Origin of the sequence: Psychrobium sp. 1_MG-2023, assembly GCF_030689115.1 — a bacterium.
Lineage (GTDB): Bacteria > Pseudomonadota > Gammaproteobacteria > Enterobacterales > Psychrobiaceae > Psychrobium.
Genome location: NZ_JAUYVJ010000010.1, coordinates 23232 through 48087, shown reverse-complemented (window position 1 = coordinate 48087; position 24856 = coordinate 23232). Strand labels below are relative to the sequence as shown.

The following is a 24856-nucleotide window of genomic DNA, read 5'->3' as shown; positions in this document are numbered from 1 at the left end:
TCTCAATTGCCGCTGTATATCAGCGGCTTTTTTATCCCTGACAAAAAATGATAGTGTAATTTTTTTCCCCTAGATTGGCTTAATTCAGATAAAATGGTTTTGGTCATATTTCTGTCATAATTATTATTAATAATATTACTTAATAATTTCCTCTACATAGGTTGAGTAAGATGAGTGCAAGGATACTAGTTGTTGAAGATGAAGCAGCAATTCGCGAAATGCTATGTTTTGTTTTAGAACAACAAGGTTTTAATGTTATAGAAGCTGAAGATTTACAGTCTGCTCAAGATCGACTGGTTGAGCCGTACCCAGATTTATTATTATTAGACTGGATGTTTCCCGGGGGAAACGGTATTAGTTTGGCGAAAGACGTTAAGCGTAATGAGCATACGAAAGATATCCCAATCATCATGTTAACCGCACGCGGTGAAGAAGAAGATAAAGTCAGAGGTCTAGAAGTTGGCGCCGATGATTATATGACTAAACCGTTTTCACCTAAAGAACTGGTCGCACGCATTAAAGCTGTTTTACGTCGTGCTAAGCCCACTGCTTTAGAAGAAGTTATCGATGTTAAAGGCTTAACCTTAGATCCTGTCAGTCACCGTGTTAGTTTAGGTGAAGAGCCTTTAAATGTTGGACCAACAGAATTTAAGTTACTGCATTTCTTTATGACTCATTGCGATCGCGTTTTCAGCCGTGAGCAATTACTGGATCAAGTATGGGGGACTAACGTGTATGTTGAAGATCGTACCGTTGATGTCCATATCAGAAGGTTGCGTAAAGCAATTAGCGGACAAGGTCATGAACAATTTGTTCAGACCGTCCGTGGTTCAGGTTATCGCTTTTCAACACGAGTTTAGCGTTTCTTTTTATTGCCATCGCAATACATTCGCTAAGAGAAGGCTCTCTTAGCGAAAATAATAATAATGCCCATTAAATTGGCTGGAATTTATTTATGCTAGATCATCGATTATTACATTCGATAATCATCAAATTTGCTGCCATATACGCAGCACTTACCCTAGTCGGTTTACTCATTGGTCAAGTGACCTTAACGTTATTATTAGGCTCGCTGGTTATTGTGGCAGTGAACTTAAAACAGTTTTATCGCTTAGTAGTGTGGTTGTGGCAAACACCGCAAAAAAACTATGTCAGTGATAATTCAAGCTGGGATCATATCTACTATGGAATGGAAAAAATTCAACGGGCTAATCGAAAGCGCCGCCGTCAGCTAATTCATTCTTTAGGTGAGTTTCGTCAAGGTGCGGACGCGTTACCTGATGGAGTTGTCGTTTATAATCAAGAGAACAATATTCTGTGGTGTAATAGCCAAGCAAGGTTATTATTCGGCTTTCAATGGCCAACGGATCAGGGACAACGTCTTGACAACCTTATTCGTTATCCGGCGTTCTCTGAGTATTTAGCAGCTCATGATTTTGAACATGTATTGCTTATTCCATCTCCTGTTAATGAAGATATTTTATTAGAAAATCGTGTGATCAAATATGGACTTGATCAATATTTATTAGTCTCTCGCGATGTTACCCGAATTCACCAGCTCGAAGAAATGCGACGTGAGTTCGTAGCTAATGTTTCTCACGAGCTCAAAACACCGCTAACCGTGCTTCAAGGTTATCTAGAATTGATCAATGACTCTGATGACGGTCAACGCGATCCTAGTTTAGCAATGGCTGCATCGGCGATGAAATTACAAGCAAGTCGAATGCAATCGATGGTCGAACAATTATTATCGCTATCTAAAATCGAGTCAGCTGCACAAGCATCAATTCAGCAACAAGTATCAATGAGTGCGCAATTGAAAATGTTAAAAACAGATGCTCTTAGTCTCATAGGTGAGCGTGATTTAGTCATCGAGTTTGCCGTTGATGAAGGTGTGGATGTTTATGGCGATGAGGCACAAATCTTTAGTGCTTGTACTAACTTAGTGACGAATGCTATTCGCTATTGCCCTGATGGCAGCTTCATTCAAGTACTATGGCAACGTTGTGATGGTGGAGCACTCTTTTCGGTGACCGATAATGGCCCGGGGATCGCGGCAAATCATCTTGCTCGATTAACTGAACGTTTTTATCGTATCGATCAATCTCGTTCGAGTAAAAGTGGTGGTAGTGGTTTAGGCCTGTCTATTGTTAAGCATGTATTAGTGAACCATCAATCGAATTTAAATATTGAAAGTACTCCAGGGCTGGGAAGCTGTTTTAGTTTTATTATTCGTCCGGAGCGCTTGGTAAAAGTCAATGATAATAAGCGAACCAAAGAGGTGTCATAAAAGCTTCATTTTTAAGTCACCTAACGGTCATCTTGTTCATTCAATATAACCCTATGTTAAATACATTAACTTAATTAACTAATTGATAAATAGATTTATCAACTGATTAAAGCCAAAGAATTGGAGCGGTACATGAAACTATTAAAACTAGCTAGCACTTTAGGTTTAACCATGGGGTTATTAGTGTCGGCAAATACGTCAGCAATGGATAAAAACTTACCTGACTATACAAAAGCTCACGGCGTTTCGGGAAACTTGTCATCTGTAGGCTCTGACACATTAGCGAACATGATGACGTTCTGGGCGGAAGAGTTTAAACGTAGCTATCCAAATGTAAACATTCAAATTCAAGCAGCTGGTTCATCTACTGCGCCACCGGCATTAACGGAAGGGACATCACAGTTTGGCCCAATGAGTCGTAAGATGAAAGCGCGTGAGATTGAAGCATTTGAAAAGCGTTTTGGTTATAAGCCAACACCAGTGCGAGTAGCTATTGATGCGCTTGCTGTTTTTGCTCATAAAGATAACCCAATTGATGGTTTAACAATGAAGCAAGTAGATGGCATCTTCTCTGTTACACATAAGTGTGGCGGTGATGAAATAGATCGTTGGGGCGACTTAGGCCTACAAGGTGGCTGGGTTGGCCGAGACATTCAATTGTACGGTCGTAACTCTGTGTCAGGAACGTATGGTTACTTTAAGAAAAAAGCACTATGTAAAGGTGATTTCAACACGAAAGTAAATGAGCAGCCAGGTTCTGCATCGGTGGTACAGTCAGTTGCATCATCAATTAATGCTTTAGGTTACTCAGGGATTGGTTATAAAACATCTAGCGTTAAAGCAGTGGCTATCTCTAAAAAAGGCGGTAAGTATGTTGAAGCAACTAAAGAAAACGCACTCAATGGTTCTTACCCATTATCTCGTTTCTTATACGTTTATGTGAACAAGAATCCGAATAAGCCATTAACCCCAATGGAACGTGAGTTTGTCAAAATGGTGCTGTCTAAATCAGGTCAAAAGATTGTTGAAAAAGATGGCTATGTACCACTCTCAGCAAAAATAGCAAAGAAAGAATTAGCGAAGTTAGGTATCAAAAGTTAATGAGTCTAGACCAATAGACCTTAAAGATAAGAGCTCGTCATGTGACGGGCTTTTTTGTGTCTGCTTGCCATTTGATTTGAAGTATTATCAACCTCCTTCAACACACTTCCTAGAATGGTTGGAAAAATAAAACATAAAATAGAAATATGACTTATCGATTTCAATCATTGATCAAGAGATGAATTATCATGCAGGGTGAAGAGGCAAAAGATCAAAATAAGAAAACCTGAAACAGGAGCGCCATAAACTGACGTATCTTGAATCAAATATTTTTGATGTGTCTATGTATTCTCGTTAGTTACATGTGGCGTTATTGGTAAATGGTATGAATGCTCTATTTTTATTAGCTGGTGTTCTTCCTTCGTAAGCTATTGTAATAAGGTAACTATTAAGCTAGAGTGTTATCTTCTTAAGGCTATGTTTAGCGAAGGAGTTTCGTAATTGTGGCCACGCTAAAAGTTGTTATATGCAAAAGGAGAGTTGCACATGAAGTCTAAAATAATCTTTTCAATATTTATTGTAATCGTTTTTCTATCGGGTCTCGGGGTCGGGCTCTACGGCGGAATGGCTGCTGGGGTTGTTCCTTCTGTCGGGCAGCTTTGGGCTGGAGCTAAGGAGATGCAAGGTGCTATTTATTTAATCGATAAGCAGGAGTCAAATAAAGCTAGAGAGCTTTTATGTAACTCAATTAAGACGCGTCTTATTATCATGGATATGGCAAAGCCTCTCCAAACCGAAGCTTCTTCAAGACAAGTTCAAGAGCTAGAAGCGTATACTTATGGCAGTGTAAAGAAAGGCAAAGCTGAATTGAATGCACTTTGCATACAAGCTAGCTAATTCATAAAGATAAGGCTGTTGACTGTTTGTCGGTGTTAGCTATTATCTCAAAACCTTTGTAAGGGAAGCGCAATGCTACGGTTTTATCTGGTTCTTACTTTACTCGGTATTTTACTACCTTATGGAGCTTTTGTTCCTTGGCTAGTTAGCAATGGTTTAGATATTAGTCTGTTATTTAATGACGCTACGACAAACTCAATTAGCGTATTTGCTTGGCTTGATGTGTTAGTGGCAGCCGTTGCTTTGCTTGGTTTTATTGTCGTAGACGGTCATAAAAATAAAGTAAGCTATCGATACTTTGCTGTACTGGGCACCTTGTGTGTCGGAGTGTCGTTTGGGCTTCCATTATATCTTTACCTTAAAGAAAAACAGTCATTGAGCCATAGCCCTAATATGTGAGAGAGCTCGAAACAACACCTATGAAACCGAATGCTGGTTAGGCATAAACTTGAAGCTTTTTAACAACACATCCCTGTCGAATTTTATCCTTGGTAATTAAAACTTAGACCAATGCCGCTATTATTTGTGTACATCGGGAAAAGTGTTCAGGTAATTAGTGTAATTGCTATTACTATCTAAGACTTAAAAGAATGTCTACAATTAGCACCAATCAGTTAGCATGTATTTAAATGCTTAATAGGTGTTGCTATGAGACTGCTTTTGGCTGACGCCCGTCCTCTTTCTGGTTAACAGCATTAAAAACGTAGAAAAATTAAATATAGACAGGAAACAATCAAGATGGCTATAAGCTTATGGACTTATAAAAGACCTTTTCAATATGATGGTGACGATTATGAAGTTAAATACTCATGCTCACTTACAACTTATACGTCGCAGCTATTTTGCAATGGAACACTCGTAGATGAATGTACACACCAATTTCAAGGTGGTTTCAAAGTGGTTGTACATAAGCTTCAACCTAGCAGCCAATCAAACAATAAAACTAAAGCCGCCACTGTTTCGGTAGGCTACTTTAGTTGGTTGAGTGTCGGTATCGAAGTTAGGGAAGGGAGCGATCTAATTTACGAAAGTCACCCTGGCAAAGACATTAACTTTGCAACTAAAAAGTTTGAAAATTTAGAGGATTCTGACAATTCTCTAGAATCGATTGAGAAAACAAAGTTACAAAGTGAGCAGTGGCAAAAAAACAAACCTTCTATTCTTGCTGATATAGGAATTGGCGCGGCATTTTTTATCGTTGCTAAAGTGACTGGAGACTTAACAATAGCTGCATTTACGGGGGTGTTCTTAGGGTTAGCACTCGTGATTACTCAGCGCTTTGTTAAAGTAGACTTACTCGGTGGGTTTGCCGTATTTGGAACGATAATGCTCCTTATATCAGCGATATTTTCCATTGTCTTTCAAAGTGAATATTTAGTACAGCTCAAAGGTACATTTATGGGGTTAATTAGTGCCTCAGTGATGATAGTTGATGGAATATTTAATAAAGGTGGCTACTTTGGAACCCGTTTTGAGCGCTACGTAAACACTCCAATTGAGCATAGATATTTTGTCATAGGCTTAGCGCTGATCGGTCTGTGTATGGCAGGGATGAATTATAGTGTTGCTACTCAACTATCCGAAGCACAGTGGCTCACATATGACACTTTTATTGAAACGCCTATTTATTTGGTGATGTTTTTTATCCTTGTTTGGCGTGCAGGAAAAAAATCAGCCGAGGATGCTAAATAAAACAATTGACGTTTTATCGTGATATCTACTTGGTGCTTTTTTAATGCGGGTTGTTATAGCATTTAAATTAACTTTTGGAATTTAGGTGGGCATTGAAATAAAAATATGGATAGGCGAAATCAAACCACCATTTAATCATGAGCAATAAAAAGCCGTATTACAGTGCTGTAATACGGCTTTTTTGTACAATGAATCTAATTAACAGCCGTATTCAATGTCAACCATCACATCATCACCTAAATTTTCAATCGCTTCTTGGAGTTGCTCGATGGATGAATGTTCAGGAAGAAGAGCAGTAACGTTAGCTCTAAATAGTAAGTGACCACTATTAGGTGCGCTTTCTAACTGACTGCCTAGTTGTTCGATATTGGCATCAACAGAATGTAATGCTTTAGTGACTTCTTGCACGATACCTTGGCGATCATTACAGACAATAGCAATGTTTAACAAGTCTTCGGCTTCAAGTTCATGAGCAGTATTATGGCCTTCTTGAATGACAGTATTGAGATCGTCTAGTTGGCCCAAAGCTAAACTAAATTTAGCCAACTCTAACTCAGGGAGTTCGACTTGAATGATACCCGCGAACTGACCCGCTAAATGGCTCATTGAGCTACCTAACCAGTTACCTTGATGTTGATAAATCAGTTGCGCTAATTGATCTGCTAAGCCAGCTTTATCTTTGCCGATAAATGTTACTACGATATTTTTCATATATTCCCTCAATAATTACAGCTTTACGCTCATCTATTAATAAACCTCACACAGCTATTTGTCCAGAGAAAGCGTGATTGATATTTAAAATAAATATGAGCGCCTGACAGATGTAATATTAGTGTCATATTGACAAGGTATTATCTAGCCAATTTCATGGTAATTCAGGATTTTACCCAATGTCTCAAGTTAGGGAGTCTCTCCCACTAGATAAGCCGTTAACGCTGAGCTCAAATAGTTCGCTACGTTTATTTAAAGACCGTTTCGCCCGTTATAGCATCACGTTCGGCGGTTTAATGGTATTAATGACACTGTTAATGATCTTTGGTTATTTACTGTATGTCGTCGAGCCCGTGTTTCGAAATGCTGACGTGTCATTGTCACACCAACAGCAACTTGAATCATCTACCGATGTTGTTGCTCTTGGTAGCGATGAGCTCAATGAAATCGGTTATTATTATAATCAACAAGGTGATTTAACCTTTTACCCTATTTTGCCAACAAGCCCAGCTAAAAGCACCTCTGCTTTACCCCTTAGTGCTAATCAACAGGTATCAAGCGTTGCGCGAGGCCTTAACGATGTTGGATTCGGTTTATCCGATGGTTCATTCTTACTTTCTCAACCTGATTTTAGCCTCAGTTTTAGTGATGGTGTGCGTAGCATATCACCAGGTGTTCGTTACCCTTTAGGTGAACAAAGCCTTGAAATCGATGAGCAAGGGCAGGCGCTTACACAACTTGTTTATCAACGAGATGAAGAGCAAATGTCTATTGTGGCGCTAACTGCTGATAACCGTCTGGTTTACAGCTTATTAGAAGCGCAAGAAAATTTTATGACAGAAGAGGTTGAGTGGTCTGGAGAAACGCAACAGTTTGCCAATACTCCAGCCAAGCTAACTAAGATATTGCTAACACCTGATCAGCGCCTATTGTTTATTCTAAGCGAAAATCAATTGTATATTTATGATCTTTTTGCTGATGAGTTCGATGCGCCACGTCAGGTGCTTGAGATTAATGAGCCTAATGCGCAAGTCACCGACATCGGTTTACTCTCTGGTGGCAGTTCAATTTTAGTGGGTAACAGCAACGGCGTTGTGACCCAATGGTTTGAGACGCGCAGTGATCGTGGCCGCCGTATGACGCGAGTTCGTGAGTTTAGTGTTGATGGTGCGGTGAAGAAAATTGAAACTGAACCATTTCGTAAAACCTTTGCTGTGTTAACTGACAAAAATGAATTCCGTTTGTTCCACACCACCAGTGAAGCTGACTTATTATCTCATTCGCTGATTCGTCAGGCGCAACTATTACAGTTCTCTCCACGTAATAATGCGTTAATGTTTCAAAGCGAGCAGAGTGTTGATTTCTACCAGCTTGAAAATGAGCATCCAGAAGTAACGTGGAGCGCATTGTGGCAAGAGGTTTGGTATGAAGGGTATCCAGAAGCTGATTATGTATGGCAATCAACTTCGGCCAGTGATGAGTTTGAGCCTAAGTTATCACTCGTACCTATTTCATTTGGAACGATTAAAGCGGCGTTGTATGCGATGTTATTTGCTGTACCAATCGCTATTGCAGGCGCAATTTACACCGCTTACTTTATGCCAGCAGCCATCCGCCGTTTTGTCAAACCTACGGTTGAAACCATGGAAGCATTACCCACGGTTATCTTAGGCTTCTTAGCGGGCTTATGGTTAGCGCCGATTGTTGAAGAGTACTTACCGTTTATTTTCATGCTAATTATTCTCTTGCCTTTAGCGATTGTTGGCTGTGCATATATTCACTATTTATTGCCTCAGCGAATTAAGCAGTTACTCAATGAAGAGTATAGCTCGCTGTTATTAATCCCGGTGATTATCGCGGTATCTTATCTTTGTTATAACCTCAGCCCTGTGGTTGAACTGCACATGATGGGCGGTGACGCACGTATGTTCATTAGTAATGAGCTGGGTATTGATTTTGACCAACGTAACGCATTAATTGTCGGTATTGCGATGGGTTTTGCTGTTATCCCTACGATTTTCTCAATCACTGAAGATGCAATCTTTAGTGTGCCGCAACACCTCAGTAATGGGTCGTTAGCCCTTGGTGCAACACGCTGGCAGACACTGATTGGCGTTGTATTACTCACTGCAAGTCCAGGTATTTTCTCCGCAGTAATGATGGGGCTGGGCCGCGCGGTTGGTGAAACCATGATTGTATTAATGGCAACCGGTAATACACCAATAATGGATTGGAACATCTTTGAAGGTATGCGTACATTATCAGCAAATATTGCCGTTGAAATGCCAGAGTCAGAAGTTGACTCAACACATTATCGTGTATTGTTTTTAGCCGCCTTTGTATTGTTTATCTTTACCTTCTTCTTTAACACTATTGCTGAGTTAGTTCGTCAACGCCTGCGTGAGAAGTACGGTTCTTTATAATGTGTAACATGATGAAAAAAATATTTAATCAGTGTGGTGAAAGCCACAACAAAGTGACTATTCCATGTGGGAGTATGAGTTAAATGGGTCAGTGGTATAAAAGTGGTTCGCCGTGGATTTGGCTAACCTCAGGTGCAGTGAGCCTAAGCCTCATTGCAGTAATTGGCTTACTAGGATTAATCGCGTGGCGTGGCTTAGTATACTTTTGGCCATCAACGATTTATCAGTTTGATGTAACGCAGCCAAATGGCATCACCGAGCAAGTCATTGGTGAGATTTATGAGCGAGATAGCATTCCTGCCCAACGCTTACGAGACAATGGTCAAGTGATTGCTCCTGACGTTGAAGAAGTTGAATCTATCCTGATAAAAACCGGTAACCGTGAGTTTGTTGAGTTAGATTTTCGCTGGATTCTTGCCGATACCATTACTAAGCAACAAGCTCATCCAGATTTAGTGATTTTTGAGCGAAATAAAAACGGAAACTTCTATGGTTACATCGACAGCGTGGTTGTTGATGGCCAATTGAAAACCGGGGATAACGCAACAAAATTAGCGGCATTAGAACAAAGTTTAGCGCGAGTTGAGTTATTAAACGAGCAGGCAGATGAGCTGCAAAGCGGCAACATTAATCACATTAACTACCAATTAGAAGGTTTACGTTTAGAGCAACGCCGCCTTGAGTTGGAAAATAAACTAACGCCAGCTGTGCTAGCCGACATTGAGCAACAACGTACAGAGTTGGGCAATGAATATTTAGTGCATGAGAAACGTTTGTTTGAACTAAGGGCTGAAACTAAACGTGATAAAGTTCAAGTGCGCGATATGCGAGGTGAGATTGTTGAACTGAGCTTATCCAGTATTTTAGCGGTGCATTTACCAAACCAAATGGGGATCTTTGCTAAGATTGGTCATTGGTTATCAGCGATGGCGAGCTTTGTGGTTGATGATCCACGTGAAGCAAATACAGAGGGTGGAGTGTTCCCAGCCATTTTTGGTACCATTTTTATGGTATTACTTATGGCGGTGATCGTAACGCCGTTTGGGGTTGTTGCAGCTATTTACCTTCACGAGTATGCCAAGAAAGGTACAGTAACCAAATTCATTCGTATCGCAGTGATTAATTTAGCTGGTGTACCATCAGTGGTTTATGGGGTATTTGGCTTAGGTTTCTTTGTATATATTCTCGGTGGCAGCATCGATGAACTCTTTTACCCTGAAGCATCACCTTCGCCAGTTTTTGGTAGCCCAGGTGTGTTGTGGTCGGCATTAACCTTGGCTATTTTAACCTTGCCTGTGGTTATTGTTTCAACGGAAGAAGGCCTATCGCGTATTCCTATTTCGCTACGTCAAGGCAGCTTAGCTTTAGGGGCAACGCAGGCAGAAACATTATGGAAAGTAGTTATTCCTATGGCCAGTCCAGCGATTATGACCGGATTGATTCTAGCGGTGGCCCGTGCCGCAGGTGAAGTAGCTCCGTTAATGCTGGTGGGTGTAGTAAAAATGGCGCCGGCATTACCGATTGATGGCAACTTCCCATTTATCCATGTTGAGCGTAAGTTTATGCACTTAGGCTTCCATATTTATGATGTGGGCTTTCAAAGCCCCAATGTTGAAGCGGCACGACCATTAGTCTTTGCTTCGTCATTTTTACTTGTTACTGTGATAATAGGGTTAAACATGACAGCTATCGGCATTCGAAACTATTTACGTGAGAAGTACCGTTCGCTTGAGCACTAGGCCGCGAACCACACTAGGACAAATGAAATGATTAATTTAGAACCTCTAACAAACGAACAACCAAGAGTGGATTTGGCCAACTTAAGCGATGCTGACACGGCATTTGCCATTGAAAACCTTGATTTATATTACGGCGATAAGAAGGCATTATCTGATGTATCGATGCGTATTCCTAAAGGACAAGTGACCGCGTTTATCGGCCCGTCGGGTTGTGGTAAATCAACACTACTGCGCAGCCTTAATCGGATGAATGATTTAATTGATAACTGTCGTATCGAAGGAAATATTTTACTAGAGCAGCAAAATATTTTTGATCGCCATGTCGATGTCGCTACCTTGCGCCGCAAAGTCGGTATGGTATTTCAGCGCCCGAATCCTTTCCCGAAATCAATTTATGAAAATGTGGTTTACGGCCTGCGCCTACAAGGGGTAAAAGACCGTCGCCGCTTAGATCAAGCAGTAGAGGAATCATTACGTGGTGCTGCGCTGTGGGATGAGGTAAAAGACCGTTTACACGATAACGCATTGGGATTATCTGGTGGTCAGCAGCAACGTTTAGTCATTGCTCGTGCCATTGCTATTGAGCCAGAAGTCTTACTATTAGATGAGCCAACCTCGGCACTTGACCCAATTTCTACGTTGGTGATTGAAGAGCTGATCACTGAGCTTAAACAGAAGTTTACCGTGGTGATCGTTACCCATAATATGCAACAAGCGGCGCGTGTATCAGATAATACTGCTTTTATGTATATGGGCGAATTAATTGAATATAACGATACTAATACGTTGTTTACTACACCAAGCAAAAAACAAACTGAAGACTACATTACGGGTCGTTACGGCTAACACTGAGGAGCTACATTAATGGATAACTTAAATTTACGTCGTCACATCTCGGGTCAGTTTAATAGTGAACTGGATAACATACGTAATCGTGTATTAATGATGGGTGGTTTGGTCGAAAAGCAATTAACCGATGCTATTGAGGCGATTAGTACCTTGAACCAATCATTGGCCGAACAAGTGATTAATAACGATCGTAAGGTGAATTCTTACGAAGTATTAATCGATGAAGAATGTACTCGTATTATTGCAAAACGTCAGCCAGCAGCAGGGGATTTACGCTTAATCTTCGCGATTTCAAAAACCGTTGCTGACTTAGAGCGCATTGGCGATAGTGCTAAGCAGCTAGCTAATGTTGCTTTAGAAAAAAATGCGAGCAAGCAAGGACACCTATTAGTGAGTCTTGAAAATTTAGGTCGCCACTGCATCGCGCTATTACATGATGTGCTTGATTGTTTTGCGCGCATGGATTTAGATTGTGCCTTTGAAGTACACGGTAAGGATGTTTTAATTGACGCTCAGTATGAAAGTCTAATGCGTGAATTAATGACTTACATGATGGAAGATCCTCGAGCGATCCCTAGCGTGATGGAAGTGATGTGGGCTGCCCGTTCATTAGAGCGTGTTGGCGATCGCGTGCAAAATATCGCTGAATATGTGATTTACTTTATTAAAGGTAAGGACATTCGCCATCTAGATACCGAACAAATCGCAGAATTGCGTGATTAATGGCCAAATGATAAGCCCTGAAAAACTCAGGGCTATTTATTTTTATCATACCTACAGCCCTTAGCTGGAAACGCCAAGGATGACGAGTCAAGCTCTAAGCGCCATGCCAATGAATGCACTGGCACAGTAAACTAAATTGTTTGTTGGCTATCGAGTATTTTCATAAACAGTCCCTCTTTTTAAAATTTCTTCATATACTTATATTTGATAACTCAATGATCGCAAATGAGTGAGAATTAAATATGGGTAGCTGGCGCTTTCCTTTAAGCTTTAAATTTCTTGGTATTGCTATCTTCAATCTTTGCTTAATGATTGGGGTAGGCAGTTATGCGTTAAACCAAATTAATTTGATTAGTATTGAGGTCTCTGAGATTTCAGATATTGATATGCCCTTAATCCGTTTACTTAAACAGATCGAAAAAAGCCAATTGGAGCAAACGTTAATATTCAATCAATCGCTACGTTACGCGCAAGAGATGGAGGGCCATAGCCAAACAACACCTCAATTCTATGAGTCGAGTAAAGCGTTTATGAATCTCGCCAAAGAGGTGAATAAGGAGTTAGTGGAGCAGGTATCAATACTGTCTAGTTTATTGCAACAGGTCTCTCAAGGTGAAGAGAAGCACGAACTTACTCTGAGCCTTCGAACCATTGAAAGTATTGGTCAAGATCTTCGTCTGTATACCGATCATGTAGGGCGTTTTTTTGATGGCATCAGCCAAGCACAATGGAATGAATTAACGTATCAGCAACAGCTGGAAAAGATACGCACGGAACAGCAGCTAATAAAAAATAAAGTCAGGGAGTTAATCGCAGCCGTTGAAGGCTTTACACAGCAATCGATTATTGCAGTCACGCATCATGAGCAACAAGCATTGCGTAATATCGGTTTATTCATTTTTACTTCTCTGGTGCTAGGTCTGGCTATTTCTTATGTTATGACTCGAATGCTAACAGGTCCGATACTCGCTTTACGTGACCTAACCTCGAAGATCTCTAAAGGTGACCTTTCAACGCGAGCCGCATTAATGACCCGTGATGAAGTGGGTGATTTATCGGTCTCCATCAATACTATGATCTCGACGCTCAATACCATCGCTAATCAAGCAGATGAAATAGCTGCTGGCAATTATGAAATAGAAATCGACAAACAAAATGATCAAGACCGTCTTGGCAATGCACTATTTCAGATGAAAAAACACATGGTCGCGCGTGTTGAACAAATCGAGAGAAGTAATAAAAACACCCAAGCAATTATGGAAACAGCCATAGACGCGATCATTTCTGTTGATGAGCACGGGCGAATTTTAACAGTAAATTCAGCCACCGAACGTTTGTTTTTTTATCCGCCTGAACTACTCATTAATCAGCATATTAATGCTCTTATCGCTCAAGGAGGGGAGTCAGGCGAACAAGATCTAATTGCGCAATACATGGGCTCACCACACAGCCAACTCAATAGTTTTAGCCATGAGTGGGTCGGGCTGCGTAAAGACGGTACAACCTTCCCAATGATGGTTTCCATAGGTGAGGTAAATAATGGCAATGAAATTATCTTAACGGCTTTTATACGGGATTTAACCCAAGAGAAACAGTTTGAAGTTGATCTACAATCATTAAACGATAATCTTGTTGCCCAAAATGAATTTAAAAATGCGGTCAGTAGTGTGACAGATATAACTCAAGGGGAAACCGACCTTGAACGACTATGTGACAATATCATTGCTAAGCTTGCTGAAATGTCTCAATCAGGACACGGCACATTTTATATACGCCCTGAACGCACAGAGGATAACCTTATCCTCTTTGGCAGTTATGCGTTCAAAGCACGTAAAAATATAGCGTCACAAATCATCATTGGTGAAGGGTTAGTTGGCCAGTGCGCTAAAGAGAAAAAGAGTATTTTACTAGCGCAGGTGCCAGATGATTACATTCAAATTAATTCCTCGTTGGGTGAGTTAACGCCGCTCAATTTATTACTCGAACCGATTTTATTCGAGGGGTGTTTAATCGGAGTCATTGAGCTAGCCTCATTTGAGCACTATAGTGATAACAATTTAAAAATTATAGGGCAAGTCAGTCAGTCATTAGGGGTTATTATTAATAACCTGCAAAACCAGCGACGCAACAAAAAGTTATTGTCTGACAGTCAAGCGCTTACAGAGCAATTACAGCAACAACAACAAGAGTTAAGTGAGGCTAATCAGAACTTAACAGAGCAAACCCAACGGCTTAAAGTTTCAGAAGAGGAGCTTAAACAGCAAAGTGAAGAGTTACGCGTATCAAACGAAGAGCTGGCTGAACAAAAAGAGTTTTTGACAAAGCAAAAGCAAGCGATCGAAGCGTCGAAGCAAGACCTAGCTAGCAAGGCAGAACAGCTCTCACAGGCGAGTAAGTATAAATCGGAGTTCTTGGCAAACATGAGTCATGAACTACGAACCCCACTTAATAGTCTGTTATTACTTGCTAAAGGGCTAGTTGATAACAAAAATAATAATTTAGACAGTGTTGAAGTCGAAGACGCTAAAGTTATTTTTGAGGGGGGAAACCATTTACTTACGCTAATTAATGATATTTTAGATCTTTCAAAAGTAGAAGCCGGCAAGTTAACCATTCACCGGGAAAGTGTTGCAATCTCAGCCTTTGGCCGAAGCTTACATAAGATGTTTGATCCAATCGCGCAAAGTCGTAGTTTAAACTTTACTATCAATGTGGCATCAAGCGTCCCAGATAATATCATTACTGATGGTCAACGACTTGAACAGGTCATTCGTAATTTGTTGTCTAACGCGATGAAATTTACTGAATATGGTGATGTCATCCTCGATATCGACTTTGCTAAACCACAAGATGCACTTGGTCGATTAGAGCAAGAATCACAGCCTGTCATTGCACTTAGAGTCATTGATAGCGGTATTGGAATTGAAGCGAATAAATTGGCTGATATTTTTGAAGCTTTCCAGCAGCAAGACGGGTCAACTAGCAGGAAATATGGCGGTACGGGACTTGGGCTGACGATAGTCAAAGAGTTAACCGAACTGCTTGGTGGTGAGGTTGATGTTGTCAGTCAAATTAATCAAGGCAGTACCTTTAGCATTTATCTACCATTGGTTATTCCAAGTGATGCTAAAGAGGGAGAAGAGCATCGAAGCTATTATCAGGATGAGTACAGCGCTAGAAATCACGGTCAGCAATCCACTAAAGATTTATTAGAGACACCTCCTCCACAAATGTTTACTAACGAAGATTCAGTGGGGGCGAGGCAACCATTTTTAATTTTTATTCCTGATGATCGTGATGACTTAACCAGTGATTCTAAAACATTATTAATTATCGATGACGACAAACACTTTGCTAAAGTGTTGCGTGATTATGCTAGAGAACATGGCTATAAAAGCTTAGTTGCTGGCGACGGAAGAACGGGCATCTATTTAGCACAAGCCTATCAACCCAATGGCATTATTCTTGATATAAGTTTACCTGATATTGACGGCTATCAAGTATTGGAGCAACTGAAGGCCAACCCTTCGACCAAACATATTCCTGTTGAAATCATGTCAGCGCATGAAGAAAATGCAAGTCAAATGCTGCGTTTAGGGGCGATAGGCTTAGAAACAAAACCTGTCTCATCTGAACAACTCAATCAAGTATTAAGTAACATTTCGCAATTAGATGCTGACAAATTGAAGCACGTGTTGAGTGTTGAGGACGATAAAAACAATCAAAGTGCCATCAAGCGATTATTAGAGAGTAGTGCAATTGACGTAACGACTGTTGGGACGGGTCAACAAGGATGCGAAGAAGTCGCCACCGGTAATTACGATTGCGTTATTCTTGATATTGGACTCCCTGATATGAGTGGCTTTGATGTACTTAAAACGATCAATCAACAGCAACATGGTCACATCCCTCCTGTTATTATTTATACCGCCCGCGATATCAACGATCAGGAGCAAGCAGAATTAAATAAATACTCATCAACAGTGGTCATTAAAGGAGTTGGCTCACCTGAACGCTTACTCGATGATGTATCTCTATTTCTACACGACCTAGAAAAAAGTAAAGCTGATACACACCAGCAGCAAGTAAGAATGGTTCATGATGATGATTTGATGCTCAAAGGGCGGAAAATATTATTAGTGGATGATGATATGCGTAATATCTATGCACTATCAAAACAGCTAATCGAACTAGGCCTTGATGTTGAAATGGCTAACCATGGTCAAGAAGCTCTGGATTTATTAAAACGGATTGATGATGTTGAGTTGATTCTAATGGATACTATGATGCCTGTAATGGATGGGTATGAGGCGACAGAAAAGATTAGGCAGTTACCGCAGTATGTCACGACTCCAATCATAGCCTTAACCGCGAAAACTATGCCTGAAGATCGTGAACGCTCGCTCAATGCTGGTGCCTCAGAATATCTTACCAAGCCTATCGAGTTGACCAAGCTGCTATCGATAATGCGAGTGTGGTTGTTTAAAACAATTAAGGAGAACCATGCCGAGTAAAAATGAGTTATGGGTGTTTGAAGTTGATCTGTTATTGGAAGCCATTTTCTTTCGTTACGGCTATGACTTTAGACATTACTCTCGCGCTTCCTTAGAACGTCGAGTTGAAAACAGGTTAGCGTTATCAGATCTAAGTTCACCCAGTGAGATGATTACTAAAGTTCTACATGAGCCCGCATTTTTTGAACTATTCTTAAAAGACATGTCGATTACAGTAACAGATATGTTTCGTGATCCTCATGTGTTTAGAGTGATTAGAGAGGTAGTGTTTAAACAATTAAGAACTTATTCAAGAGTGAATATTTGGCATGCGGGATGTGCAACAGGTGAAGAAGTATATTCGATGGCAATTATGCTTCATGAGGAAGGCTTGTTAAAACGTACACGCATCTATGCAACGGATTATAACAATCGTTCTTTAGAAGTTGCTCAACAGGGCATTTACCCAGTAGAAAAGATGCAGGAGTTTACCGCGAACTATCATGAAGCTGGTGGAAAAGGATCGTTGGCTGATTATTATCAGGCAAAATATGAGTATGCAAAAATTAATGATATATTTAATGCATCTATTACCTTTGCCAATCATAACCTCGTGAAGGATCAGGTGTTTGCACAAATGAATTTGATCGTGTGTCGCAATGTGCTGATCTATTTCGATCAGCACCTACAAGATCAAGTTTTAACGCTCTTTGCTAACAGTCTCGTTCATCGCGGCTATTTGGTATTGGGCGATAAAGAAACATTGGCATTATCTAAAGTTCAGGATGAGTTTGAGTGTGTTAGTTATGAACAACGAATTTACCGCAAGCTCGCAAAAGTATGATGCCGTTGTTATCGGGGTTTCAGCGGGAGGGCTTAATGCGCTCACCACATTACTCCCGAAACTACCAAATGACTTTCCGATGCCTGTGATTATTGTCCAACATCGTGCCTCTGATAGCGATAATTTTTTGATTGAACACCTAGGGAGGTTATCTAACTTGCAGGTAAAAGAAGCTGAAGTAGGCGAGTTGGCTCAAGCGGGTTTCATTTATTTGGCCCCGGCTAACTATCATTTGTTGATAGAACGAAATAGACATTTTAGTCTTAACGTCGACCCGCCCGTAAGTTATGCCATTCCTTCGGTGGATGTACTGTTTTACTCCGCGGCCCGTTGTTTTGGTGAACAATTAATTGGTGTTGTGTTGACCGGTGCTAACAGCGATGGTACTCAAGGGCTTAAAGAAATTAAGCAACTCGGCGGTCTTACTATTGTCCAACAACCAGAGACAGCACAAGAGCGCTATATGCCTGATGCTGCGATTGCTGAAACAAAAGTTGATTATGTTTTACCATTATTACAAATCGGCCAATTGCTTACAGCATTAGCTGAGGGGGGAGTGGAATGAATAGCACAAAACCAAAACTACTCATTGTCGATGATGAACCAAATAATCACCGTGTTTATGAGCGAACATTAGAAAGCTTAGATATCGAGTTTGTGAAAGCATTTTCAGGGCAACAGGCATTAGCTGTAGCACATCGAGAAGACTTTTTTCTTATTCTTATGGACGTACAAATGCCGGGAATGGACGGTTTTGAAACTGCCTCGTTGTTATTAGACCATCCTAAAACTTCCCACATTCCTGTGATTTTTATTACAGCCTTTGCCAGAGATGAAGCCTTTGAGTTTAAAGGCTATGCCAGTGGTGCAGTGGATTATTTAGTTAAGCCGATTAACGATAAAATTGTGCGCAGCAAAGTTGAGGTCTTTCTTGAACTCTATAAAGAGAAAATTGAACTAGATGAAGCTTATAAGGTTAAAAAGAAAGCCGAAGATGAGCTACGTCAACATAAAGATAACCTTGAAGATTTAGTCAAAGAACGTACTCAAGAATTACAGCTTTCATTGAATAATCTTTTAGAAACTCAAAATCAATTAGTAGAATCTGAAAAAATGGCTTCGTTAGGGCGTCTTGTTGCAGGTGTTGCTCATGAACTTAATACGCCCATTGGGGTTTGCGTTACAGCAACGTCATATTTACACGAAGAGTCAAAAGAGTTCAGTAGTGCAGTCATGAGCTCAACACTTTCTAGGCAAGATTTTGATAAATATATTAAATCATCCAACCAGTCGATTGATATTATTCTAACTAACTTAGAGAGAGCTTCTGAGATGATCAGAAACTTTAAGTTAGTCGCGGTTGATGTATCAAGTGAGACAATTCGTGATTTTAACCTGCTCGATTATATTGAAAGTATTGTGATGAGTTTACACCCTGAAACACGCCGTTCTCATGTTGATGTGACAGTGGAAGGGGATAGTACAATTGAGGTTAATATTAATCCAGGTGCGCTATCGCAAATTGTGACCAATCTTGTCATGAACTCTTTGATCCATGCTTTTGATGGTGAGAAGCAAGGACAAATAACCATTAATCTAGCGAAAGAAGATGAAGTTATTTCATTAATATATAGCGATGATGGCGCAGGTATGAGTCAAGATACCTGTGACATGATCTTCGAACCATTTTTTACAACGAGACGAGGTTGTGGGGGAAGTGGGTTAGGGATGTACATAGTCTATAATCTAACAACACAAACGTTTAATGGTGAAGTGAAATGCAAGAGTGAACTCGGTAAAGGGAGTACGTTTGAATTAACATTTCCGAGCGGGCTTTAATCCGTGTTGGGCCCACTCGTCTAACACTATGTTATAAATTTAATGAAATGATGACAGGGTCGTGATCCGATGAACGATATGGGTCATTAAATTTAGTCCTATTACCAGTATGTTTTCTTGCATATTCTAGTAATGAAGATTCTGCCGCATTAATATTCCATTCAGTAGCATCAACAATAAATGACTGTAATGATGGTGACGCCAAAATATAATCTAGCGTACCAACGTGATTTGAAAAAGAGTAGCCATAGGCTTGCGGATGAAACATTGCTACGGTGTTGAGGTAACCAAAGGATTGTTCTATCACTTTCCCTTTTATTCCATGCAATGGTTTTCCACTTTTCTTATTCCCGCCAATATAGGTGTCTCTCGCCGCTGTAATTTTACGTGGCGAAGAGGTACTTTTACGTTTGGTTAATATCGCCAAAGGATCTTCTTGTGCGTATGCATTTAAATCACCAATGATTAGCTTATGGCCGCTTATTTTTTCTAGTGACTTCCCTAGGTGATAGGCTGCAGATACGCGAAAGTGTTCACAAGAGGCTTGTAAATCAGGATCTTTAAAGTGTTGTAAAGCAGCATCTTCCCAACAGGCTGAACCTTTTGATTTAAAATGATTAACCGAGACTGTTAACTGTCGTTGAGTCGTTAACGTATTAAAGGTCACGGTCAAAGCATCACGCATGAAGTTTTTACCCGACTCTTTACCTGAGCGCGGAGCGTGTTGTTGAGGCATTTCAATGATACGACTCTGTTGTTTTGTTACCACCTGAGGACGGTAAATTAGCTGGCTGGTGATAGCACCGGTGCCGATAAACTGTTGCTGTTGGTGCTGAACAAAACGGTAGTGTTTGGCTGGTGGTAGGGTCGCATTAATGCGGGTAACTAAATCAACAATAGCTGAGTTTTTTCCATAGCCATTATTTTCTATTTCTAATAAACCAATAATATCGGCATCAAGGGCGGTTATCGCGGCAACAATTTTTTGAGCTTGTTGATTAAATTCAGCTAAAGAGTGTGCCCCACGACTTTGCTCTCTCGGATTTTTGTCGCCACCAAAAGGGGAGTTGAAATAGTTGAGGACATTAAACGTGGCCACTTTTAATGTCGCCGGCTTGATTACAGGGGCTGAGGTACGTGGTTTAAGGTGTTTGAAGCTGGCTTTAGTGGCTTGCTTAGTTACATAAAGGCGGAACTGCTTGTAAGAATAACCAACAACCCCAGTTAAATTCACCGCCTGATCACTAATACGGATATAGTGGTCCGTGCTGCCTTGACTGTTTGATTTTGCAAAGTCGAGGTACCAAGACACAACGCCTTTAGGCTGAGACTGGTGTGACTCGATTATCAGCTGACGCTGTTGATTCTTTTTATTTAAATGATGAGAGTCAGAAGAGCCCGGAGCAAAGTGCTGCGTTGGCTGGTAAGTGATACCTTGATGGGCAAGTGACATATTCACACGGCGTGCTTGGCGATCAAAACTAAGACTACGGCTGACAAATAGGTCGGATTGTTCAGTGATGTTGACTAGCATACCTTCATAGCGTTCAAGGGTCTGGCTAAAATTTTTATCACTACTTAGGGCGACTAATGGCACAGCATTAAGTGTTTTTGAGGTGTTAGTATGGTTAATTTTTCTCGCTTTAAACTGAGTCCAACCATAGTGTTCAGCAACATGACCTGTGACAGAAACAACTTGACCTTTTTTAATATTTTTATTGTTACTCACGACAAAAATAGCGTCGGAAGTTAGTGGATTATTGTCCCCGTATACATCCTGCAAAAAGAAACCTTGTGGTAAGTCTTCTCCTAGCGCTTGTGGCTGGACATGAGTGATGACACCAGAAACCTTAAACTGCTGTGCTGACTGATATATTTTTTGCTTGGGCTTAGTGAAAGGAGAGAATTCTCCAGAGCCTTGCAATGCCATAATGGTTGTAGTTTCAATGCGTTTCGCTTGCGCAATTGTGCTCACGGATAGCATAAGCAACGATATGATTATTAATACTTTTAGTTTCATTTCTAATATCCATAAAAATTCTGACCTAAGCCTATCACGTTTTAAAAATTCCAATGCGCCTATCTGCAATATGGCAGGTGTTATGTGAACTAAATCACTTGAAATATCGTTACAAATTAAACGGTGAAATAAAAAATTTTAACTATAATTTTTTTCTGCTGATGAATATACATTTAATGGAGTAAATGATGAAACAGTTAAACCGTGGAACGACCTTATTTGAATTATTGATTGTACTAAGCATTATGAGTATTTTATTGCTCGGTGCTATTCCCGCGTTTGGTGGGTTGTTAAAGCGTAATCTCATTACAAGTACCGTCAATAGGCTTATTGGACTAAGTTATTTCGCCCGACAAATGGCTATCAAAAATAATGCTTATGTCACGCTTTGTGCATCAAGTGATGGCATTAGGTGTGGTCGTGATTGGCATTTAGGGCAGCTATTATTTGTTGACCATAATCGAGATCGCAAGATCAATGGGAATGATCGAATACTCCGGTTTAATCATATTGAGGATCCGAACCTTAGAGTGACATGGCGGTCATTTCGTAGCCGTAATTTTTTACAGTACTCAGCTCGTGGCTGGACAAATTATTATAATGGTACGTTTCGCGTATGTTTAGCAGGGAGTGAACAATTCTATAATCGCGCCATAATTATTAATCGACCTGGTCGTGCAAGAGCGTCGGTTGATAGCGATAACGATGGCTTTCATGAAGATCGTGAGGGGGCGGTTATCACCTGTTAGTCTCTGAACTATGTTGGTAATGAGGCTTGGTTTGGTAGCTTGGTAAAGTTGCAAGAACAGCGCTAGCAGTGAAGAGCTAGCGCTACGAACTGAGAGGCTAAATGGTCGCTGCTAATTCCGCCCCTTGACGGATAGCACGTTTGGCGTCTAACTCACCGGCAAAATCAGCACCACCGATGAGATGTACTGGAATGCCGGACTCTTTGAGTCCATCGACGAGCTCTCGCTGTGACTCTTGGCCAGTACAAATCACGACATTATCAACAGCTAACACTTTAGTTTCTCCATTATCATTGATGTGTAAGCCATCATCATCAACTTTGATGTAGTCGATACCACCAATCATTTCAACAGTACGCTTCTTTAATGCTGCGCGATGTATCCAACCCGTGGTCGGTTGCAAGCTTTTACCAAAGCGTTCCGCTTTACGTTGCAATAAAAAAACTTGTCGTGCTGACTCTGGCTGTACTTGTTTAACACCTTCAATACCACCCGGATGAGCTATTTCAGTATCAATTCCCCATTCTTTTAGCCATAAATCTAAGTTTACGGTATGTGACTCACCTGCTTCTGTTAAAAACTCACTAACGTCGTAGCCGATACCGCCTGCGCCTAATACTGCAACGCGTTGGCCAATCTTAGCTTCACCATTTAGCACCTGTTGGTAATTGAACACCATCGGGTGATTAATACCTTCGATACTCGGAATACGTGGAGTTACCCCAGTGGCTAAAACAATTTCATCAAAACTGGCTTTCTTTAAACTGTCTACCGACTGAGGGCTGTTGAGGTGCACATCAATGTTTTGTCTTTCTAATTCAGAGCTGAAATAGCGTAATGAGTCAACAAACTCTTCTTTTCCCGGGACATTTTTAGCTAAGTTAAATTGACCACCTAATTGATCTTTCGCTTCAAATAAGCTGACTTGATGGCCACGTTGTGCAGCATAAATGGCAAATGCCATCCCCGCCATACCGCCACCAATTACCGCGAGCTTTTTTGCTTTGTGGGCTTTTTCAAAATTTAATTCTGTTTCATAACAAGCGCGAGGGTTAACCAAACAACTCGCCCGTTTTTGTTTAAAGACATGATCGAGGCAGGCTTGGTTGCAGGCTATACAGGTGTTAATTGCTTCACTTTCACCACGAGCAGCCTTATTAACAAATTCGGCATCTGCTAGCATAGGCCTTGCCATGGATACCATGTCAGCATCACCACGACTGAGGATCTCTTCTGCCACTTCTGGTGTGTTAATACGGTTGGTCGTAATTAAAGGCACCGATACTTCTTTTTTCATTTTTGCGGTAACCCAGCTAAAAGCTGCACGAGGAACTGATGTGGCAATCGTAGGGATCCTTGCTTCATGCCAGCCAATACCTGTATTAATGATAGTAACACCGGCCTGTTCAAGTGCTTTTGCTAGCTCAACAACCTCATCCCAAGTGCTGCCTTGCTCGACCAAATCAAGCATAGACAAGCGAAAGATAATGATGAAGTCTGTACCGACTTTCTTTCTCGAAGCCTGGACAATCTCTAATGCTAAACGCATGCGGTTCTGATAGCTGCCGCCCCATTTATCCTGACGTTGATTGGTTCGGGCACATAAAAATTGATTAATTAAATAACCTTCAGAGCCCATGATCTCAACACCGTCATAGCCTGCTTTCTGCGCTAGATAACAGGTTGAAGCAAAGTCTTTTATCGTTTTCTTGATTTGACGTTCGCTCATTTGACGAGGCTTAAATGGGTTAATCGGTGCTTTAATATTTGACGCGCTTACATTAAAAGGGTGATAAGCATAGCGACCAGTATGGAGAATTTGCAGACAAATTTTACTGCCAGCTTGATGTACCGCATCAGTGACTAGTTTGTGTTTTGCTGTTTGCCATGAAAAGCTAAGTTGTGAGCCATGAGGAGCTATTCGACCTCGAAAATTAGGAGCAATACCGCCTGTGACGATTAGCCCAACACCGCCTTTAGCGCGTTCAGCGTAAAATGCCGCGAGCTTGGCAAAGCCACCTTTTTCTTCCTCAAGTCCGGTATGCATTGACCCCATTAGTACACGGTTTTTTAACGTGGTAAAGCCCAAATCTAGTGGGCTTAGCATATGGGGGAAATGCTGTTGTGGCGTATTTTGCTGTGCTGACATGATTGCTCCAATTCTTCTATTGATATGACCAATATCAATGTGATTAATAAGCTATTAACTTGATGGTTGATATCAAAGCGCTATTGAACAATTCACCTAGGTTGTTATTGGGTTAAGAACCTAAGTCTAAAAGCACTAATGTGAAGTTACCATCAGTTGAGCTGCTCCTCATGTAGTGAGGTTTTATTTTTATTATTCAAACTAGTGTTTGATTGGTGTATTTGAACTTTACGTTAACTTGTTCAGCAATTCAACATTATTCATGAATCGTTTAAAATATAGTCGCTAAATGAAATGAATTATAGTGATGACTTGAAATGCTTTTGTTTATGCACTTGGTGTAAGGCTTGATGCTGAATTAGCCGCACAGCAAGATACCGGCTAACAACATGCCGGT

At 40.7% G+C, this 24856-nt stretch carries 18 protein-coding genes; 15 read left to right on the top strand and 3 right to left on the bottom strand.

All coding sequences use genetic code 11. The features are described from left to right. The first annotated feature begins 170 nt into the window (after nucleotides 1-170). From phoB to Q8W26_RS07100, 6 genes are all read left to right on the top strand, one after another. Complete coding sequence (gene phoB, locus Q8W26_RS07125; RefSeq protein WP_101214756.1) at nucleotides 171-860, top strand: phosphate regulon transcriptional regulator PhoB; 690 nt, start codon at nucleotides 171-173, stop codon at nucleotides 858-860. Nucleotides 861-955: 95 nt separating this feature from the next. Further along, entirely contained in the window at nucleotides 956-2290 is a 1335-nt protein-coding gene (gene phoR, locus Q8W26_RS07120) for a phosphate regulon sensor histidine kinase PhoR (protein WP_101214755.1), read from the top strand. A 132-nt stretch (nucleotides 2291-2422) separates the two neighbouring features. Then, entirely contained in the window at nucleotides 2423-3391 is a 969-nt protein-coding gene (locus Q8W26_RS07115; RefSeq protein ID WP_305472900.1) for a PstS family phosphate ABC transporter substrate-binding protein, read from the top strand. 486 nt (nucleotides 3392-3877) lie between these two features. Beyond that, a complete protein-coding gene (locus Q8W26_RS07110; protein WP_101214753.1) occupies nucleotides 3878-4228 on the top strand; it encodes a hypothetical protein in 351 nt (116 codons plus the stop codon). Nucleotides 4229-4300: 72 nt separating this feature from the next. Next, a complete protein-coding gene (locus tag Q8W26_RS07105) occupies nucleotides 4301-4627 on the top strand; it encodes a DUF2834 domain-containing protein (protein WP_101214752.1) in 327 nt (108 codons plus the stop codon). A gap of 339 nt (nucleotides 4628-4966) precedes the next feature. Beyond that, nucleotides 4967-5920: a hypothetical protein gene (locus Q8W26_RS07100; protein WP_101214751.1), complete on the top strand. Its 954-nt coding sequence runs from the start codon at nucleotides 4967-4969 to the stop codon at nucleotides 5918-5920. Between the two features lie 198 nt (nucleotides 5921-6118). Here Q8W26_RS07100 and Q8W26_RS07095 read toward each other — a convergent pair whose 3' ends face one another. Continuing rightward, nucleotides 6119-6631, bottom strand: coding sequence for a glycine cleavage system protein R (locus Q8W26_RS07095; protein WP_101214750.1), 513 nt, complete (start codon nucleotides 6629-6631; stop codon nucleotides 6119-6121). Nucleotides 6632-6810: 179 nt separating this feature from the next. Between Q8W26_RS07095 and Q8W26_RS07090 the strand changes: the two genes are divergently transcribed. The 8 genes from Q8W26_RS07090 to Q8W26_RS07055 all read left to right on the top strand — a co-directional run bounded on the left by Q8W26_RS07090 (nucleotide 6811) and on the right by Q8W26_RS07055 (nucleotide 19541). After that, complete coding sequence (locus tag Q8W26_RS07090; RefSeq protein WP_101214749.1) at nucleotides 6811-9054, top strand: ABC transporter permease subunit; 2244 nt, start codon at nucleotides 6811-6813, stop codon at nucleotides 9052-9054. A gap of 83 nt (nucleotides 9055-9137) precedes the next feature. Further along, complete coding sequence (gene pstA / locus Q8W26_RS07085) at nucleotides 9138-10793, top strand: phosphate ABC transporter permease PstA (protein ID WP_101214748.1); 1656 nt, start codon at nucleotides 9138-9140, stop codon at nucleotides 10791-10793. A 27-nt stretch (nucleotides 10794-10820) separates the two neighbouring features. Beyond that, nucleotides 10821-11639, top strand: a complete 819-nt coding sequence (pstB, locus tag Q8W26_RS07080; RefSeq protein ID WP_101214747.1) for a phosphate ABC transporter ATP-binding protein PstB — start codon at nucleotides 10821-10823, stop codon at nucleotides 11637-11639. A gap of 18 nt (nucleotides 11640-11657) precedes the next feature. After that, the gene (gene phoU / locus Q8W26_RS07075; protein ID WP_101214746.1) at nucleotides 11658-12365 is read left to right on the top strand and encodes a phosphate signaling complex protein PhoU; all 708 of its coding nucleotides are present in this window, start codon (nucleotides 11658-11660) and stop codon (nucleotides 12363-12365) included. Nucleotides 12366-12607: 242 nt separating this feature from the next. Further along, the gene (locus tag Q8W26_RS07070; protein ID WP_101214745.1) at nucleotides 12608-16879 is read left to right on the top strand and encodes a response regulator; all 4272 of its coding nucleotides are present in this window, start codon (nucleotides 12608-12610) and stop codon (nucleotides 16877-16879) included. Further along, nucleotides 16869-17702 (top strand): protein-glutamate O-methyltransferase CheR, encoded by an 834-nt coding sequence (locus tag Q8W26_RS07065; protein WP_101214744.1) that lies wholly within the window; start codon nucleotides 16869-16871, stop codon nucleotides 17700-17702. The genes Q8W26_RS07070 and Q8W26_RS07065 overlap by 11 nt, the downstream gene beginning before the upstream one ends. Further along, nucleotides 17665-18267, top strand: a complete 603-nt coding sequence (locus Q8W26_RS07060; RefSeq protein ID WP_101214743.1) for a chemotaxis protein CheB — start codon at nucleotides 17665-17667, stop codon at nucleotides 18265-18267. Before Q8W26_RS07065 ends, Q8W26_RS07060 begins: the two co-directional genes overlap by 38 nt. After that, entirely contained in the window at nucleotides 18264-19541 is a 1278-nt protein-coding gene (locus Q8W26_RS07055; protein ID WP_101214742.1) for a hybrid sensor histidine kinase/response regulator, read from the top strand. Before Q8W26_RS07060 ends, Q8W26_RS07055 begins: the two co-directional genes overlap by 4 nt. A 31-nt stretch (nucleotides 19542-19572) precedes the next feature. On the opposite strand, the gene Q8W26_RS07050 is transcribed toward Q8W26_RS07055, so the two are convergent. Further along, nucleotides 19573-21561, bottom strand: a complete 1989-nt coding sequence (locus Q8W26_RS07050; protein ID WP_101214741.1) for an ExeM/NucH family extracellular endonuclease — start codon at nucleotides 21559-21561, stop codon at nucleotides 19573-19575. Nucleotides 21562-21746: 185 nt separating this feature from the next. Here Q8W26_RS07050 and Q8W26_RS07045 point away from each other — a divergent pair, with 185 nt between their 5' ends. Further along, complete coding sequence (locus tag Q8W26_RS07045) at nucleotides 21747-22310, top strand: GspH/FimT family pseudopilin (protein WP_101214740.1); 564 nt, start codon at nucleotides 21747-21749, stop codon at nucleotides 22308-22310. Between the two features lie 97 nt (nucleotides 22311-22407). Here Q8W26_RS07045 and Q8W26_RS07040 read toward each other — a convergent pair whose 3' ends face one another. Beyond that, a complete protein-coding gene (locus Q8W26_RS07040; protein WP_101214739.1) occupies nucleotides 22408-24459 on the bottom strand; it encodes an FAD-dependent oxidoreductase in 2052 nt (683 codons plus the stop codon). Between the last annotated feature and the right edge of the window lie 397 nt (nucleotides 24460-24856).